Origin of the sequence: Bacillus thermotolerans (assembly GCF_000812025.2) — a bacterium.
GTDB classification, from domain to species: Bacteria; Bacillota; Bacilli; order Bacillales; family Domibacillaceae; genus Quasibacillus; species Quasibacillus thermotolerans.
On the sequence record NZ_JWJE02000016.1, the window covers coordinates 32,755 to 50,201 of the forward strand.

Here is a 17,447-nt window from a genome sequence, read left to right on the forward strand (position 1 = left end):
GAATCACAGCACCGTCTTTCAGCTAAAAATAAAAAAGCTGACCGAAAAGTCAGCTTGCTGCAGCTTTTCGGTCAGCCTTCTCCATCTATATTAATCTATTGGCAGTACATGCGAACCATCAAAGAAGAAAAGGAACTTGCCATCTACTTTCCTCTTCCAAATCTGTTCAACCGCCTTAGCGTACAGACTGACTTGCAGACGATAACGCTTTTCAAGAACAGGAAGAGCTTGCTTTGCTCCTCCCGAGAAGCGCCCCGTAATCCGGTCTGTTTTATAGTCTAGCAGATACAGCTTTCCATCCTTTTCAATCAAGCAATCAATTACTCCCTGAACGAGCACTGTCTCTTCGGTTCCCTGCCAGTCAGAATGAAGCTCACTTGCTTTCATCCCCATATTGAATGGGACTTCTCTGTATACATGATCGGCCTTCAGGAGCAGCTGTCCAATCTCGGTCTGAAAGAAAGAGAGAACTTTCTCCGGCTCAATAACAGCTGCTTGATCTTCTGTCAGCAGCTCACGGGCAACGAGCTCTCTCACTAACTGCTCAATCCCTCCAGCCTCGGGCGATTGATCAAGTGAAACGTGCTGCATAACCGTGTGAAGAGCAGTACCCGCCTCTGCCGGTGTTAAGGATGTTTCCTGCATAAACCTTGGGCGCTTGAAAATAGGCCGTTGATAAGAATGGGACAAATCGGTACTAGCCCCTTCGTTAAAAATATCGTTCATCCGCTTTAAGTCAGAGACAGATTGTTTTGAACGCAAATGCGTAGCCGCTTTATGTCTGTATCTCCAGCTCATTCGCTCATCAATTTCTTCTTTAAATCGAGAAGCAGAAGGCACTGGCTCAAAAGCCTCTACTCTCTTGAGCCAATCAGCCTTGTCTTCCACCTCTTGCTCTGTCTGCTGCAAGGTGTCTGCTGGAATGGTCTGAACACTCCATCTTGATGGATGTTCAGATAAGCTTGCAGGAATAAGACCAGCATCAGGTTCAATAAAGTCTAAGTGACGCACAAGAGCAGGACCAATCCAGCCTAGATAAGAAGAGGCAGATGCTCTCATCGCTTTATTCAGCAGCCATTGATCGCTTTCTGCTGATTTCCGCCACCTGTCGAACTGCTTCTCTGCCTCCTTCACAGAACCAAGCAGGAACAGCTTTTCTTTCGCTCTTGTTAAAGCAACATAAAGCACCCGCATTTCTTCGGCCAGAAGCTCCATCCTTTTCTTTTGCTTTAGCGCCAGCTGAGGCAGGGAAGGATAACTGATTCTCTTCTCCGGGTTGATATACTTCGCCCCGATCCCCATTTCCTTGTCCAGCAAATAATCCTTCGTTAAGTCCGTTCTATTAAAGGAACGGCTTAAGCCTGCAACGAAGACAACTGGAAACTCCAGCCCTTTTGAAGCATGGATGGTCATCAAACGGATTACATCCTCCTGCTCGCTTAATGCGCCGGCCTCACCTAAATCCTCGCCGCGTTCTTGCATTCGTTCAATAAAGCGAAGAAAACGGAACAATCCTCTAAAAGATGTTTCCTCATACTGTCTGGCCCGGTCATATAATGCACGCAGGTTGGCCTGCCGCTGCTTTCCTCCTGGCATTCCTCCAACAAAATCATAGAAGTTCGTATCGCGGTATAGCTGCCACACAAGCGCTGATAAAGCACCGTGCCGGCCAAGGGCACGCCATTCGGACAGCTTTTCAAGAAACTTGCTGACCCTCTCATGCAGTTCTTCATGCTGAGGAGCTGGGCGAGCCGAAACAAACACCTGGATCGCCTCATAATAGGCTCCCGACTTGGCAGCTGTTCGAATAACAGCCAAATCATTCTCTGTACAGTCAACGATTGGTGAACGCAAGACCGACACAAGCGGAATATCTTGATAGGGGTTATCGATCACCTTTAGTAAGGAAATCATGATCGCCACTTCTACCGCCTGAAAGTAACCGTCCCCTGCTTTTGCATAGATTGGAATGCCGGCCCGCTTAAACTCCTCCTTGATGGCTCCTGCCCATGACATGGAACGCATCAAAATAACGATGTCACGGTACTGTATCGGCCGTTCCATCTTCTTCTTTGAATCATAGACCGGGTAGCGTGAATCAATCAGCTCTTTAATTTTCATAGCCATCCATCTCGCTTCAAGCTCTGATTCCTTAATATCCTCTACGACAGCTTCATCAGAAGCTCTTGTCTTTTCCTTGTCAATCAGCGCTACCTCAATAGGGAAAGGCTTCTCCGCTGGATAATCAGCCCCGAGAACCAGCTCCGCCTGTTTGTCATAATCAATCTCCCCTATTTCTTTATCCATGATCTGCTTAAACAAGAAGTTGGTGCCCGCTAGCACTTCCATCCGGCTTCGGAAGTTCTGAGACAGGTCAATACGCAGTCCGTTCGCCTCCCCATCAGCAGAAAAGCGTCTATATTTCTCTAAAAATAGATTCGGCTCTGCCAGGCGAAAACGGTAAATGCTTTGTTTTACATCCCCAACCATAAATACGTTCCCATTGTCCTCGTTCCCTGTTTTTAACAACTGAATAATAGATTCTTGAACAATATTAAAATCTTGATATTCATCTAAGAAAATTTCCTTAAACTGCTGCCTATAAGCTGATGCCGCCTCCGAAGGGCCGCCTTCCTCATTCGTTAGAATGTCCAGCGTGAAGTGCTCTAAATCACTGAAGTCGACAAGCCCTTTCTCTCTCTTGGCCGCTTGAAACCGATCCGTAAAACGCTGCACGAGACGAGCCAATGCATCAATCACTTCATGCATTTCTTCCATATTTCTAACATAGATGTCCGGCTTATGGGCAAAGTATTCTTTCTGCAGCTTCAGTACAATATCTTTCGCTTCTGTGCGCAGCTCTTTAGAACGTTCCTTTAGTTCAGGATCATACTCATCACCCTTGTAGCCTTTGAGTGTAGGAAAGTGAACGGCCTGCATCTCTTCATACAGATGATTCCATGAAGAAAGCGATTCACGCAGACGATGAATCATTTCCTTTTCCCGGCGAAACATTTCTTCTCTCGGTGCCGGTCCTCCCGGAAGATGCACCATATTCAAACATTCTCCAAGCATCGCTTCAGCAGCTTCTAATTGTAAGTCTATATACGATTTCAGCGTCTGGATGAAGGGAAGTCCATCAATGCTGTCCTCTCCCTCCTTGACGTCATATAGCTGAGACAATTCACGAAGCCAGCGGTCCGGCTCTGGGTGGGCACGAGCAAACTTATACAGTTCAGTTATAATTGTTTGCAGCTCTTCATCACTTCGATCACCAGAAAATGTATCAACAAGACGATAGAACTCTTCATTATTTTCTTTCCCATACTCTTCTTCTAGAAAGTCATCAAGCACTTCATCTCGAAGAAGCAGCAACTCTGCCTGGTCTCCAATTCTAAATGCAGGATCTACATCAATTAAATAATAATATTTGCGCACTACTTCAAGACAGAACGAATGAAGCGTTGAAATATGGGCTTTGTTTAATAATGTACCTTGACGCCGCAAATGCGGGGAGGCAGGATCTTCGTCCATGGCTCCTTCCAATGCACTCCCGATCCGCTGACGCATTTCCGCTGCCGCGGCATTCGTGAATGTTACGATTAACAGTTCATCAATATTAACGGGATCTTCTTTACTCGTTATTTTTCGAATGATCCGCTCGACCAGCACAGCGGTCTTTCCAGAGCCTGCCGCTGCTGCAACCAGGATATCTCTTCCGCTGGCGTTTATCGCTTTCCACTGGTCGTCCGTCCAAGAAACATCGCTGGGCTTTTCAGGAATGATCAGCTTATTCATTTTTGTCCCCCTCCTCCGCTAATTTCTTTATCAGTTCTTTCTCCGGCAAGATCAGCCGGTAATTGTTTTCCTCGAGTGAATCATCAAATTGGCAGATGGACCGGTACGAACAGAATGCGCATGGCGTATGCTTTTTATATTGATAAGGGGCGATCTCAACATTTCCGCCTACAATTTCATCTCCTGACCGCTGGTACAGGCGGCGAATATGTTTTCTCATTCCCGTAAATACTCGCCGGTCCGCTGTTCGAGATCTTGAACTAATCGTGCCATCACGCTTCAATTCAGCTGGGATAATGTCGGAAGAGCCTGTTGTTATGTTCTCATCCATTAAGTGAAGCGCTTCTTCTTCTCCTAAGACGAGGCCTTTCATCTTAAACTGCCTGAATAATTCCCGTTCAATTTCTTCAAGTGTCATAATTTTGTTCGTTTTGATCAGAGGATTATGAACATGGAAATACAAAACACCTGCCGGCTGAGCTTCCGTTCCAATCAGCTGAGGCGAGTAGGTTAGGATAATATCCAGATACGTGAGCATTTGAAGCGCCACTCCGTAGTACACTTCTGTTATATCTAAATCCCGGCTGCTTGATTTATAATCAATCACCCGTAAATAGACTCCTTCCTCGCCTTTTGCCTGATCGACCCTGTCAATTCGGCCAGCCAGCGCCATTTTCGCACCATTTTTCAACGTAAAGGCCAGCGGAGGCAGCTTCTCTCCCGGACCAAAGCCAAGCTCGAGACCTAAAGGTGAGAAGCCGCTTGCTTTCGCTTGATCGCTCAGCGCATAAGAGGCCCGCTCAATAATTTGCTCGAGCTTCCGGCCAAGATATAAGTGACGATTCGAGCTAAGCAGAATTTCGTTTTGCAAGCGGGGAGCCAGCTGCTTTACCGCCTCGCGTGCCAATGCCTGGCACTCTGCTCTTGTCAAGCTTGCCCAGCTCAGCCCCCTCCTGGCTACCTCATCAGCAATCCACTTCAGCGCTCCATGGAACAGGTCTCCAATATCTGGCGCCTGCAGGCGGTAAACCTCTCTTTCCCGAAGCTTCAGTCCATGCCTCACAAAGTGAGAAAATGGACAGCTATTAAACAGCTCCATTCTCGTTACACTAGCCATGATATGATCGCCGTATAACTGAGCACTTGTTGCTTCATCAAGCGGCTCGGCCTCATTTTTATAAAACAGGCTAGATAATACTTTCCTAGCTTTCTCTTTTTGATCCGGCCTGTCCATATAGAAATTATAAACATCCTGCCAAAAATCATATATCGGATAATTCTGCTGTTTTAACTGGAGCTGCGAAGCTAAATAAGACAGCGTTGGAGCCGGGTGACAAACATACTGCAGCTGCTCCTCCTCCTGCAAGCCTGAAGGTTCATTCGCAAGCATTCTTTCTTCAATAGCCGGGAATAGTTCCTTCATTCTCTTGATATATAAAGAAGGCAGCAGGGCCTTTCCTTCGTCATCAACAATTGGATAAGAGATGTACAGACGGTTGGATGAAGCAGTAAATGCCAGGTAAGCTGTAAATTCTTCATCCAGCATCCTCTGTTTGCTGCTCAGAGCAAGCTTCATGCCGCTTTGAAGCAACGTCTCGCGGTCTTCATCAGCTAGCACACCATCCTCATTCTGCTTTGCCGGCAAGATACCATCATTGGCACCAACGAGGAAAATAGCTTCCATCTCACTGAGTCGAGAAAGCTCCAGGTTTGCTACTGTCACTTGATCAGCAGCCGGCGGCACAATTGCAAATTGCATGGCCTCTAACCCTGCATCCATAACAGAGGCAAACTTCCGCAAGGGCATCGTTTCCTCCCCAAGCACCTCCACATACTGATCAAGCAGCTCCATAACTGCATTCCATGCCTGGTTATGTTCCCTTGCGGTGACTAAGTCTTCTCTTTCTTCTGCTTCCCGGCTGAATACTTCGAGCTTCTCCGGAATAGCCAGTTCTTCTAAATATAAATAGAGGGCCTTTGCGTATTCTTGTGTAGTTTTTGCCCGTTTGAGCCTGCTCTCAAATCTGGAGATCGGTCCCGCTACGAGCCGCCTGACCTCATTGAGCTCTTCCTCTATTGCCCGTTCTTCATCCGTCTGTACGCTATTGATGTTTTCAAGCCCCCGGTACCGGCGATAATGCCAGTTTTCTTTCTCTGTCCAGCGGCTGCCCTTTATCCCGTAAGCAAGAACATAATTTTCAAGGCGGTCCATTTTCTCACGGAGCACATGCCAGTCCGCTTCCATCGGAAACAGCAGATCTGTCTTTACCGCGCGAAAGACCGATTCGTACCGCCAGTTGCTGCTAATTACGTCGAGGGTAGAGCGGATGAGCTCGATAAGAGGATGATTCATCATCGGCCGCTTTTGGTCAATAAAGAAAGGAATATCGTAATCTCCGAAAATCGTCTCAATCAGCTGTTGATAATCTTTCCCATTACGGACAAGCACAGCCATCTGTTTAAAACGGCGCCCTTCCTCTCGTGCAAGTCGGCGGATTTCTCTTGCTACGCCTTCTATTTCCGCTCTTCGGCTTGCCGCTTGAACAAGCTGAAGATTTTCAGAAGGCTCTAAAGCAAAAGGCGGACGGCGGTCAAAGTATGCTTCCAAATGAGCCATACTTTTATTTTTATAGCGCACTGACTCTGTTAGCACCACGTCTTCTTCTACTTGTATGCCGCTTTCCTTTGCTATTTCGTATACAGTGGAATACGTATTACCCGTCAAGCGGAACAAATATGTATCCTCTGGCGGCGCTGTCCGATACGGAGCATCTACAGTAAGGGCAACGGTCACCTTCTTTGCCCGCTTCATTAATTGCTGGAGTACCAGGTATTCCTGAGGAGTAAAGCTATGGAAGCCATCCACGTATACCTCTGCCCGCTCGATATAAGAAGAAACAGCAGCAGCTTCCGTCAACAGGCGCAAGTAATCTTCCGAATCCACATACTTGCCGACTAATGCCTCTTCAAAATCAGCATAAATCGTCTGGAGATCGTGAAGCTTGTCATTTAGGGCTCTCGAGGCACCAGCTTGCACCAGTTCCTCACGCTTTTCCTCCAGCTCCTCCGGTGTAATACAATGTCGCTTAAATTCCGTCAGCATGCTTTCCACATGACTGATAAATCCGTTTTTATCGGCAGCTCCCGCAAAGATATGAAGGTCATCCCTTTTGTCCTCGATAATCTTGCGGATCAGCATATTCAAACCCGCAGAGGAAATGTGCTGACGGCTCATGCCGCCCGTTTCCTGAAGCACCCGCCAGGCAAGACGGGTAAAACTGTACACCTGCGCCCGGATCATGCCTCCGATCCCCTCATCAGATGCCAGCGTATATTCAGATAGAAATGTCATCTGTTCCGGTACAAGGTAAATGATAGGGTCGCCGATTGGACTTTCTTTCACCTTGCTTTTTATTTCATCAAGCAGCCGTTTTGTCTTGCCGGTTCCTGACCGGCCAATAATAAATTGAACAGACATCCTTTTCCCTCCAATAAAGTTTGCACAGTTACTGACAGCTCATTATTTATCCTTTTACTATAATACAGATCATACGTTCTGTCACCTGCATAAAAAAAGCAGCTGCAGCTGCTTTCTAACCTCTTTCTCTTTCCTTGTGGTCCTTTGTGTCCAGCCGAGCTTCAATTTGCTTACCAACGAACCAGAGAACAGCAATGACGGCAATAACGACAGCAGTTCTTGCCGGCTCTCTAAATAAAGCCCCTACATCATATCCGATAAAGCTGATCGTGAAGATCATCACCGCTTTCCCTGACATAACCGCCAGCAAGTATTGTCCGGTACTGATATTTGATAAGCCGGCTACAATATTAACTACCGCTGAAGGGGTAAAAGGAAAACAGAGGAGAAGAAACACCGGCCCAAAACCGTGGCGATCCACCCAATTCATCAATTTCTTTACTTGGCGGTGCCGCTGTAGAAACGATAATATCTTCCGCTGTCCATATGTTCGGACGAGAAAAAAAACAAGGAAAGCTCCTGCCACCGCTCCTGACCATGATAATAAAAATCCGAACCACAGCCCAAACGCTCCCGCATTCGCCATAACGAACACGAATAGTGGCAGAAACGGCAAAAAGGCCTCGAGCATAGGCAAAAAAAATCCGGGGATTGGCCCGAATGATTCATACCTTTCCAAAATCTCCATAATATTCTCTAACGTTAGCCATTCCTTAACATCCATACCATTCACCTGTTTTCCTTTTCCCCTTCACGTGTCTTACTTCTTAATTATTTTATCACAAATAAAATCTGTAATCCTAATCACAGAGATTTACTACCAAAGAAGAAAAGCCTATTTATAAAAAAATAAATTTTTAGAAAGTTTTAAAAGTTTCTATTGATAAGTTTCTGGGTATCACATATAATAAGAAAAAGGTATCTGAGGTGATGAAAATGGAAAATAACAATTATTTTGCTGAAATGATGAAGTCCCCGATGCCGCGTGAGAAAAAGAAAAGTGCTACATCCGCCTACATTGATAATTTGCTGAACGAAATTCTATTTAACCAAGAAAGACAAAAACTTATGAAGTCAATTGACCAGGCGCTGGATGAAGGCAACCGCAAATCTTTCATTGAACTATCAAGCAAGCTGAACGAATTAGAGAAAAAGTTCAAGGCATAATTTTTCTTCTTTAAAAGTTCATCCTCTTTTATACTAAACTCCTCTTGAGCCGACGAGGCAATTATAATTAGGGGCTGACTCAAATGAAGTACATGACACTTCTTTATAACGAAGTGTCATGTACTTATGGGTTAGTTCTGGCTTTTTTGAGTGTCCACCTTTCCCCACTCTTTCTTTTCCGTTTCTAAAGGATAGGTTTCAATCGTATAAATCCGCTCTGACATAGCAGGATGCCCGTAGCGGAAAACTTTTACTAACAGAGGCGGCTGGACCTCGGACAGCCCTTCCTTTGCCAGCTTTTGAAAAGCACTGACAGCAGCTTCTTTATTTTGGGTTAGTTCAATAGCATAAGCATCTGCCTGTCTCTCTTCAAAGCGGGAAAAAGCATTAGAGAGCGGACTTGCGGCAAACGACAGCATGGACAGGACGAGCAGCAAAAGCGGCAAGGTTCTCAGTTGTGATAGTCTGTCAATCTGAAGATTTTCACCGTGTTTATGAATGATTCTCTCCATCCATTTAGCCGCTAACCAGAATCCAAAAAAGGCAAGAAGAAGATAGCTGCCGATTCCAATATAAATATGTTTCTTTACATAGTGCGCCATCTCATGTGCCATTACGAATAGAATTTCCTCTTCATTAAGCTTGTTTAATGTTGTATCCCACAAAACAATCCGGGCGTTATCACCAATGCCTGTTACGTATGCATTGAGTGCATTCGTCTCCTTCGATTTATCTACCTCGTATACGTGTTCAGCCGGAATGTTTGCTTGAGCCGCCAGTTCAAGAATTTCTGCTTCAAGCTCTTTATTCTTTAACGTAGAAAACTCATTATAAAGCGGATCAATGACGACTGGCTGTACGTACATTAAAAAGACAGTGAATGGAACGAACAATGCCCAAGCGGCCAGCCACCACCTTTTCTGGAACTTCTTCATCAACCCATACAATGCGGCCACAAGAACGGTCATAATTAAATAGCTGATCCAGAAATCCATCAGCTCACCCTTCATCCATTGTGGAAAAGGCTGGGCAGAAATGTGATAAGCCTTTGAAAAATGATAGCTCATGTATTGGAATGGAAAGGCTAATAGAAAAGTAAGAAGTGACAAATAGAACAGATACACAGCCGTTTGAAGAAAAGAAAATCTAGCGGTTTGCTTTGACCAGTCCTCAAATTTCCGGGAGATTCCGAATACAAGAATCAAAAAATAGACCAGCCACTCAAAGGGGACACTAAGGAAGAAGAGAAAGTTTTTCACTGTTGAATAATCTTTACTTAATGCTTGATCTGCCTGGCTTAAGAACATATCCGGATCAGCGCTTGTTCCTTTGTAAATTTCCAGGATGTCTCCTGCTGCCATTACGTATAGATAATAATAAGCAGCAAAAGCAAACAGCACGTATCCAAGCAGAGCAAACGCAACCCATTTCTTCACTGCCTGTCTCACTCCTTTCTTGTTCCTCTATTATATGTAATCAGCAGCCAATTCAATTAGAACATGATTATGCGTCAATTGTTTCTTTCTAATGTCATCTGTCAGATGCTTGCATAAAAAAAGCCCCGCCAATGCCTAGCAGGACTTTCTCCTATACTATTAACTTCGGTTAGGCAGAACCTGCTCCCTCAAGGCTCTTCTCAGAATTTTTCCGGTTGCATTTTTTGGAAGCTCCTCCAAAAGCTCAATCTCTTTAGGCTGCTTGTATTGGGCAAGTCTGCTTTCACAGTACGCCCTCACCTCCCTGCTGGAAAGCCGGTCATTCTTTGAAACGACGAAAGCAAGCACCGCTTCTCCATATTCAGCATCAGGCACGCCAAGTACGGCTGCTTCTACGATATCAGGATGGCTATAGAGAACCTCCTCCACCTCACGCGGATATACATTGTAGCCTCCTACGATAATGAGATCCTTCTTGCGGTCAACGATGTAGAAATATCCCTCCTCATCCATCCTGGCTAAGTCTCCCGTATACAGCCATCCGTCCTTCAATACAGATGTGGTTTCCTCTGGCTGCTTATAATAGCCTTTCATAACATTCGGACCCTTAACAATTAACTCGCCCACTTCGCCTGGAGGCAGCTCAGCCCCTTCCGCATTCACCACTTTATTCTGAACATTAATAATGGACCGCCCAATTGATCCCGGCTTTCTCGGCCGATCTAATGGGTTGAAAGCCGTCACCGGGCTAGCCTCTGATAATCCGTATCCTTCTGAGATTCTTACGCTGAATTTCTTCTCAAAGTTTTCAAGCAAGGCAACTGGCATAGAAGCACCGCCTGAAATACACAGACGCAGAGAAGCTAAATCCTCAGGTCTGCCTTCAGGAGACTGAAGCAGGAAGTTATACATGGTCGGAACACCTGCAAAAACAGTTGCTTTATATTCCTTCGATAAAGCAAATACTTCTTTAGGACTGAACTTCGGGGATATAATCATTGTTGCGCCTTTAATAATTGAAGCATTCAAGCAGACGCTTAAACAAAATACATGGAACATGGGAAGAACGGTGATGACGCTATCTTCTTTGCTAAACTGCAAATACGTACCAATATCTCTGGCATTAGAGTAAAGGTTTTTATGGGTAAGCATAGCTCCCTTCGGCTTTCCGGTTGTACCTGATGTATACAGAATAACGGCTGTTTGCTCTTCTTGTATAGGAGGCGGGTCAAACGGCAGCCTGGCTGTTTGCAGCAAATCAGAAAACGTTTTCACCTTTTGATAAAAGGCAGGCTGCCAGGCTTGCGACCCTTCCACTTTCTCCTCCATCGTCTCAAAGACAATATAATGTTCTACAGCAGGAAGAGTCCTACATAGGCGCTCAGCCATAGGCGCCAGCACATCCGGCAATACTACCGCCTTGGCATGACTGTTTTCCACAATATAACTGACTTCTTCGGACGAATAGACCGGGTTAATCGGTATAACAGTTACCCCCGCCCTCATAGCTCCATAAAGAGAAATGATAAAGTGCGGAGAGTTTCCGGCTATTAAGGCTAAATGGTCTCCTTGTCCAATTCCAATTTCCCTCAAACCTGCTGCAAACTGATTGACTGATTCGTTCAGCTCTTCATAGGTTGCTGTCTGACCAATAAAATAATAAGCGGCCTTTTCCCCGGATTCAACAACTGCTGTCTCTAACGCCTTTGATAAGTTCATCCTATTCCCCCTCCCTTGATGAATGAACAACCATTCATTTTCTCTGTTATTATAGTTTAAATTTTCTGACTTATCAAGAATAAACAAAAAGAACTGCTCATATACAGCAGCTCCTTTTGTTATTCCGCTCAGTTATTCCTCTGCTTAATATAATAAATCAGCTATTTCATCCTCTGTTACATTTCCGAAGTAATGAGGTATATCGAACGACTTAAGTGCTTCCTTGATTGCATTCTTTTCATAGCGGACACCGATGAGGCCCTGCTCTATCTCTTGCACATCTCCTACTCCGAAAAAGTCGCCGTATATTTTACAATGATCAATGACACCTTTTTTCACATCCAGCCGAACATCAATTAATCCTACTGGGAAGCGATGAGATCGCTGAATGTTAAAGGCCGGTGACTTTCCGTAATTCCATTCCCAATTCTTGTAGTGCTCCTGAGAGATTTGCTCAATGACCCGCCAATCCTTTTCTGTGAGCTTATATTCTGGAATTTCGCTTTCTTCTTTGAAGATATTTCTTAATAGGAACTCGCGGAATTGTTCAATCGTCATCGGTTCTTCCAGTAAATCTGATATATTGGCTACCCGACTGCGAATAGATTTAATGCCCTTTGATTCGATCTTGTCCTTTCTCACCTTCAAGGCTGATACGACTTCATCCATGTCAGATTGGAACAAGAGCGTGCCGTGGCTGAACATGCGGCCTTTTGTCGAGAATTGAGCATTTCCGGAAATCTTATACCCATTGGCCAAAATGTCATTCCGACCGCTCATCTCTGCCCGGACACCCAGCTTATTCAACGCATCTACTACCGGCTGCGTGAACTTCTTAAAGTTGTGAAAACTGTCTCCATCGTCTTTAGTAATAAAGCTGAAGTTCAGATTGCCTAAATCGTGGTAGACTGCTCCGCCTCCTGATAGACGGCGTACGACGTGAATTCCCTTTTCTTCCACATAGTCTACATTGATTTCTTCAATAGTATTTTGGTTCTTTCCAATGATGATGGATGGTTCGTTAATATAAAAAAGCAGATAAGATTCATTTATATCTAAATGCTTTACGGCATATTCTTCAATGGCCAGATTCACTCTTGGATCTGTGATGCCTTGATTATCGATGAATAGCATAATAGCTCCTCCATTATAGTCCTATTTCTAGATTCTCGCTTGCCATTAATACATTACCATAAAACTCTTCCTCTGCCTCTTCCTTAAGCTTACTCAAATCGCCGTAGTGTGGAAGATGCGTCAAAACAAGCGTATTTACCTCCGCTAGCCGGGCAAGTTTGCCGGCCTCTTCACTTGTCATGTGACCAGCTGCTGCTCCGTTCATGCCTTTGTAGAAGTTACTCTCACAAAGGAGTACACTGCTGCCTTTAGCGAAAGAAACAAAGGACTCCTGATAAGAGGAATCAGCTGTATACACAACCGAATTTCTTCTAGTAGAAATCTTCATAGCATAGCATGGTACAGGATGAGCCGTCCTCAAAAATTCAACAGTAAATGGCCCTACCGATAGCTTCTCATCAGGATTATAAGCTCTTCCCTCTGTGATGTCCTTGTATGTAAGCGCAGCGAAGCCCTGCTCATCCTCCCGATGGCCATAAATCGGCAGCGTAGAGACTTCTTTATCTAAATACTTGCCAATTAAACGTGCATGCTGCAGCACACCAATATCCGCTACATGGTCTGGATGATAGTGAGACAGCAGCACTGCATCTAAGTCCTCGGGCTGGATATGGTTTTGAAGCTTTGACAAAACACCGCTCCCGCAATCGATCAGCATTTTAAAGCCGCCTTCCTCAAATAAGTAGCCGGAGCTTGCTTCGTTTACCTTCGGATAACCCCCCCAGCAGCCAATAACCGTCACATTCACAATAACAGCACCTTCCTTTACGTTCATTATTTTATTCCTTATGTATTGTATTCCCCTATTTATTGCAGTTCAAGGCTTCTGTTTTTTCGCTTTTCAAAAAAGTTCTTAAAAATTTTCAGAAAACTATTGACGCTGCCACTCTGTTATAATACAATTTAATCAATAAAAAGAACAGTTATATAACAAGTTGAGGGGAGAATACTAAAATGGTTAAAAGCATCGTAGAGTTTTTTAAGAACTTACCTTCTAAGCAATGTGTAAAGTGCGGATCGCTTATTGAAGAACAGCATGAATCCTACATCCACACGTGCGATGAGTGTACCGAAGTTCATGATATCTGATTCCTATAGTAACTATGTTTCCAATTCCATAACATATAAAAGAAGAACCAGCCTCGCCTTGGGCTGGTTCTTCTTTGTCATCTGCTAAGCAAATCCCTCCTAGTCTCAAAGAATAGGAGGGATGCTAACAAGGATTTACTTTTCTTTAGAAGCCCTGAAACGATCATACCCGCAAAATAACCAAGCTTTCTCTGCCGCTTCCTCCCCCTGACTGATACAATCAGGCAGGCTGAGGCCTTTAAAAGAGCTGCCGGCAACAAAAAAGCCAGGTAACTCTTTCTGCAGGTGCTTTTCCATTTCCTCCAGACGCTGCTGATGGCCGATGATATATTGAGGAATCGCTTTTTTCCAGCGAGTCACTACAGAGAAGCTAGGCGCTATATTCAAAGGTATAATCCGCTTCAAGTCCGTTAAGACAATCCGCTCAAGCTCGGAATCAGGCAAATCCACTACAGCTTCATCTCCGGCCCTTCCAATGTAGCAGCGCAGCAGTGCTTTTCCTTTTGGTACAGCATCAGGCCACTTTCTGTGCACCCATGTACACATAGTCATAGTAAAATCACTGTTTCTTGCTACAACAAAGCCGGTTCCCTGCAGTTCAGGAGGAATCACATCCTCTGAAAAAGCAAGAGAAATGGAGGCCACCGAGGCGGAGGGGATTTCTTTTAAGTCATGGAAAAATTTATATTGCGGCATCATCGCCGGCAGCATAAAATGCGGGACGGTAGAAATAATACTGTCCGCCACTATATGCTTGCCGCTGTTTAGGACAAGTGTGAAGATTCCATCTTCTCTTCTTTCAACTTTTTCTACACGGGTTCCCTTCAATACAGAGCCTGGCGTCAAGGAAGCGGCAGCCTCCTCAACTATTCCTTCCAAGCCGCCTTGTACCGTCATGGAAGCTCCCTGTTCGTAGGGGATTTTCCTCATGCCAAGCATTAAGCTTCGATGCTTCTGCTCTGCTTCATAAGCACGAGGAAATGTAGATACAAGGCTAAGCTTGTTAATATCTCCTCCGTACATGCCCGAGACGAGCGGTTCAATTAAATTCTCTACGACCTCGTCACCGAAGTGGCGCTTAAAAAAGCGGCCGACAGACTGATCTTGCCCCGGCTTCGGTTTCGGCAGAAGCAGGTCTGTACCTGCCCTTACTTTTCCGGGGATAGACACGAGGCTCGTTTTCATAAAAGAGGTAATCTGGGTCGGGATTCCCCTGACGAGCCCAGCCGGCATGGGATGGAGTCGATCGTTAGCCAGTACATAAGCCGTCTCTACGTTGCTCGGCAACAGCTGATCGGCAAGGCCCAGCTCCTCGGTCAGCCTTATGGCACTCTCATTATTTTCAAAAAAAGAATCAGGGCCTCTCTCAATGAAAAAGCCGTCCCTTTGTACCGTTTGAATTTTCCCTCCAAGCCGCGGAGCAGCTTCGATTAATGAAATGGACAGAGGAAGCCCTCGTTTTCGGGCCTCCTTCTGTAAATAATAAGCAGACGTGATACCCGTTATTCCCCCACCGATCACGACAATTTTTTTCATTTCTCCCAGCACCGTTTGATCGCCTTCTTTTTACTCATTCATTGATTGATTCAAGTGTTTCATCACCACATCTCCGAGCGCTTCAATAAATTCCGGGCGAGCGTTCGGCATATCCGGCCGGTAATAAGACACACCTAATTCGTCTGTTACGACTTTACATTCATAATCATTGTCATACAATACCTCCAGGTGATCCGCGATGAACCCGGCAGGTACATATACAAATGCCTTGTAACCTTTCTCCTCATATAAATCGCGCGTTAAATCCTGTACATCCGGTCCAATCCACGGATCCGGTGTATTGCCTGCACTTTGCCAGCCTACTTCTACATTAGCTATACCTGCTTCTTCAGCAATTAAAGCGGCTGTTTCCTTCAACTGGTCAGGATATGGATCTCCCATAGCTAGAATCTTCTCCGGCAGGCTGTGAGCAGACACGATCAATACAAAATGATCCCGCTCTTCGTCTGGCATAGCAGCCATTGTTTCCTTCAATTTATCTGCCCAGTAGCGGATGAATTTCGGCTCTTTATACCAGCTCTCGATAGAAGTAATAGATGGGCCGCCAATTCTTTCTGCTTCCTTCTTCGCGCGTTCGTTGTACGATCTTACGCTGAAAGTAGAGAAATGAGGAGCAAGCACGAGAGAGACTGCCTCTTCTATGCCATCTTCTTTCATTTGCTGAACCGCATCCTCTATAAATGGCTCAATATGCTTCAAGCCAATATACAGCTTGAATTCGACCTCGTCCTGGATGCTGTTCAGATGTTCCTCCAGCTTTTGTCCCTGCTCCTTAGTGATAGCAGCTAATGGGGAAATACCTCCGATTGCCTCGTAACGGGAACGTAAGTCTTCAAGCATTTCTGGTGTCGGCTTTCGCCCGTGTCGAATGTGTGTATAGTAACGCTCAATATCTTCTTCCTTGTAAGGTGTCCCATAGGCCATAACTAATAATCCCATTTGTTTTTTTGTCATATCTCTCACCTCGAAATTAGTGCACTTGTTGAATAAAAAATGGTTACATTATGCTTTATTTTCTCATTTGCCTGCTGTATTCATGAACAAATGTTGTTAGGCGCTTCAATGTATCTGGATTAACTTCAGGAAAAACCCCGTGGCCCAGATTAAAAATGTGTCCAGGCTGTGCAAGACCTTGATCCAAGATTGCTTTTGCCCTTTCTTCAATCACTTCCCAAGGAGCAAGCAGGAGAGACGGATCCAGGTTGCCTTGAAGGGTCTTCGTTAGCCCCATCGCTCTTGCTTCAGAAATCGGCAAACGCCAGTCAAGACCAACTACATCAAGCGGCAGATCGTGCCAGTCTTTAGCTAGATGGCTTGCCCCGACTCCGAACATGATGAGAGGTACATTTTCTTCGCGCAGCTCACTGAAAATGCGCATCATTACCGGCTTAATAAATGTTTGATAATCCGCTTGATTTAAAGCCCCTACCCAAGAATCAAAGATTTGGATGGCTCGGGCGCCTGCTTTTATTTGGGCTCTTACATAAGTGACCGTCATATCCGCTAACTTGTTCATCAGCGCCTGCCAGGCTTTCGGCTCTGCATACATAAATGCTTTCGTCTTATTGTAATTTTTAGACGGGCCTCCCTCGATCATATAGCTGGCTAGCGTGAACGGAGCACCGGCAAAGCCGATTAACGGAACGTCCAGCTGCTCTTCCGTCAGCAATTTAATTGTATTGAGCACATAAGGTACATCGTTTTCAGGATCAATCTCCCCCAACTTCTCTACATCTGCCATAGAGCGAATCGGGTTGTCGATCACCGGGCCAATGCCTGATTTAATATCTACCTGCACGCCAATGGCAGGAAGCGGCGACATGATGTCCTTATACAAAATAGCGGCGTCTACATCATATTGGTCCACCGGAAGCTTTGTTACGTAAGCACAAAGCTCAGGCTGATGCGTAATTTCAAACAAGGAGTATTTTTCCTTCAGCTTTCGATACTCTGGCTGAGAACGTCCTGCCTGACGCATATACCAAACCGGTGTGTAATCTGTTCTTTCTCCTTTTGCCGCCTTTAAAAACGTTTCATTAATAGGTCTCATAGCTGCCATATATCCACCT

Annotated in this window: 12 protein-coding genes; 2 read left to right on the forward strand and 10 right to left on the reverse strand. The window is 45.2% G+C overall.

Annotation, left to right across the window (positions count from 1 at the left end; translation table 11 throughout):
* Positions 1–90 precede the first annotated feature (90 nt).
* From addA to QY97_RS08340, 3 genes are all read right to left on the reverse strand, one after another.
* Complete coding sequence (gene addA, locus QY97_RS08330; RefSeq protein WP_039237549.1) at positions 91–3,798, reverse strand: helicase-exonuclease AddAB subunit AddA; 3,708 nt, start codon at positions 3,796–3,798, stop codon at positions 91–93.
* Positions 3,791–7,276 (reverse strand): helicase-exonuclease AddAB subunit AddB, encoded by a 3,486-nt coding sequence (addB, locus tag QY97_RS08335; RefSeq protein WP_039237551.1) that lies wholly within the window; start codon positions 7,274–7,276, stop codon positions 3,791–3,793. Before addB ends, addA begins: the two co-directional genes overlap by 8 nt.
* Before the next feature lie 115 nt (positions 7,277–7,391).
* Positions 7,392–8,000, reverse strand: coding sequence for a TVP38/TMEM64 family protein (locus QY97_RS08340; RefSeq protein ID WP_039237553.1), 609 nt, complete (start codon positions 7,998–8,000; stop codon positions 7,392–7,394).
* Between the two features lie 212 nt (positions 8,001–8,212).
* Here QY97_RS08340 and QY97_RS08345 point away from each other — a divergent pair, with 212 nt between their 5' ends.
* Complete coding sequence (locus tag QY97_RS08345; protein ID WP_039237554.1) at positions 8,213–8,443, forward strand: IDEAL domain-containing protein; 231 nt, start codon at positions 8,213–8,215, stop codon at positions 8,441–8,443.
* A 131-nt stretch (positions 8,444–8,574) separates the two neighbouring features.
* On the opposite strand, the gene QY97_RS08350 is transcribed toward QY97_RS08345, so the two are convergent.
* The 4 genes from QY97_RS08350 to QY97_RS08365 all read right to left on the reverse strand — a co-directional run bounded on the left by QY97_RS08350 (position 8,575) and on the right by QY97_RS08365 (position 13,480).
* Positions 8,575–9,879, reverse strand: a complete 1,305-nt coding sequence (locus QY97_RS08350; protein ID WP_046128699.1) for a M48 family metallopeptidase — start codon at positions 9,877–9,879, stop codon at positions 8,575–8,577.
* 159 nt (positions 9,880–10,038) lie between these two features.
* Entirely contained in the window at positions 10,039–11,598 is a 1,560-nt protein-coding gene (locus tag QY97_RS08355) for a fatty acid--CoA ligase family protein (RefSeq protein WP_039237556.1), read from the reverse strand.
* A gap of 144 nt (positions 11,599–11,742) precedes the next feature.
* Positions 11,743–12,732: a lipoate--protein ligase gene (locus tag QY97_RS08360; RefSeq protein ID WP_039237557.1), complete on the reverse strand. Its 990-nt coding sequence runs from the start codon at positions 12,730–12,732 to the stop codon at positions 11,743–11,745.
* Positions 12,733–12,745: 13 nt separating this feature from the next.
* Positions 12,746–13,480, reverse strand: coding sequence for an MBL fold metallo-hydrolase (locus QY97_RS08365; RefSeq protein WP_039237595.1), 735 nt, complete (start codon positions 13,478–13,480; stop codon positions 12,746–12,748).
* Between the two features lie 206 nt (positions 13,481–13,686).
* Between QY97_RS08365 and yhfH the strand changes: the two genes are divergently transcribed.
* The gene (yhfH, locus tag QY97_RS19900) at positions 13,687–13,821 is read left to right on the forward strand and encodes a protein YhfH (RefSeq protein ID WP_082090134.1); all 135 of its coding nucleotides are present in this window, start codon (positions 13,687–13,689) and stop codon (positions 13,819–13,821) included.
* A gap of 135 nt (positions 13,822–13,956) precedes the next feature.
* On the opposite strand, the gene hemY is transcribed toward yhfH, so the two are convergent.
* From hemY to hemE, 3 genes are read right to left on the reverse strand one after another with little or no spacing between them, the layout of a single operon-like run.
* Entirely contained in the window at positions 13,957–15,357 is a 1,401-nt protein-coding gene (gene hemY / locus QY97_RS08370; protein WP_046128539.1) for a protoporphyrinogen oxidase, read from the reverse strand.
* A 30-nt stretch (positions 15,358–15,387) separates the two neighbouring features.
* Entirely contained in the window at positions 15,388–16,332 is a 945-nt protein-coding gene (gene hemH, locus QY97_RS08375) for a ferrochelatase (protein WP_039237559.1), read from the reverse strand.
* Positions 16,333–16,387: 55 nt separating this feature from the next.
* Positions 16,388–17,437, reverse strand: coding sequence for a uroporphyrinogen decarboxylase (hemE, locus tag QY97_RS08380; protein ID WP_261337331.1), 1,050 nt, complete (start codon positions 17,435–17,437; stop codon positions 16,388–16,390).
* Between the last annotated feature and the right edge of the window lie 10 nt (positions 17,438–17,447).

Excerpts from the sequence above, each read along its gene's own strand:
- addA (WP_039237549.1), bottom strand. The coding sequence starts at position 3,798 with ATGAATAAGCTGATCATTCCTGAAAAGCCCAGCGATGTTTCTTGGACG.
- addB (WP_039237551.1), bottom strand. The coding sequence starts at position 7,276 with ATGTCTGTTCAATTTATTATTGGCCGGTCAGGAACCGGCAAGACAAAA.
- QY97_RS08340 (WP_039237553.1), bottom strand. The coding sequence starts at position 8,000 with ATGGATGTTAAGGAATGGCTAACGTTAGAGAATATTATGGAGATTTTG.
- QY97_RS08345 (WP_039237554.1), top strand. The coding sequence starts at position 8,213 with ATGGAAAATAACAATTATTTTGCTGAAATGATGAAGTCCCCGATGCCG.
- QY97_RS08355 (WP_039237556.1), bottom strand. The coding sequence starts at position 11,598 with ATGAACTTATCAAAGGCGTTAGAGACAGCAGTTGTTGAATCCGGGGAA.
- QY97_RS08360 (WP_039237557.1), bottom strand. The coding sequence starts at position 12,732 with ATGCTATTCATCGATAATCAAGGCATCACAGATCCAAGAGTGAATCTG.
- yhfH (WP_082090134.1), top strand. The coding sequence starts at position 13,687 with ATGGTTAAAAGCATCGTAGAGTTTTTTAAGAACTTACCTTCTAAGCAA.
- hemY (WP_046128539.1), bottom strand. The coding sequence starts at position 15,357 with ATGAAAAAAATTGTCGTGATCGGTGGGGGAATAACGGGTATCACGTCT.
- hemH (WP_039237559.1), bottom strand. The coding sequence starts at position 16,332 with ATGACAAAAAAACAAATGGGATTATTAGTTATGGCCTATGGGACACCT.
- hemE (WP_261337331.1), bottom strand. The coding sequence starts at position 17,437 with ATGGCAGCTATGAGACCTATTAATGAAACGTTTTTAAAGGCGGCAAAA.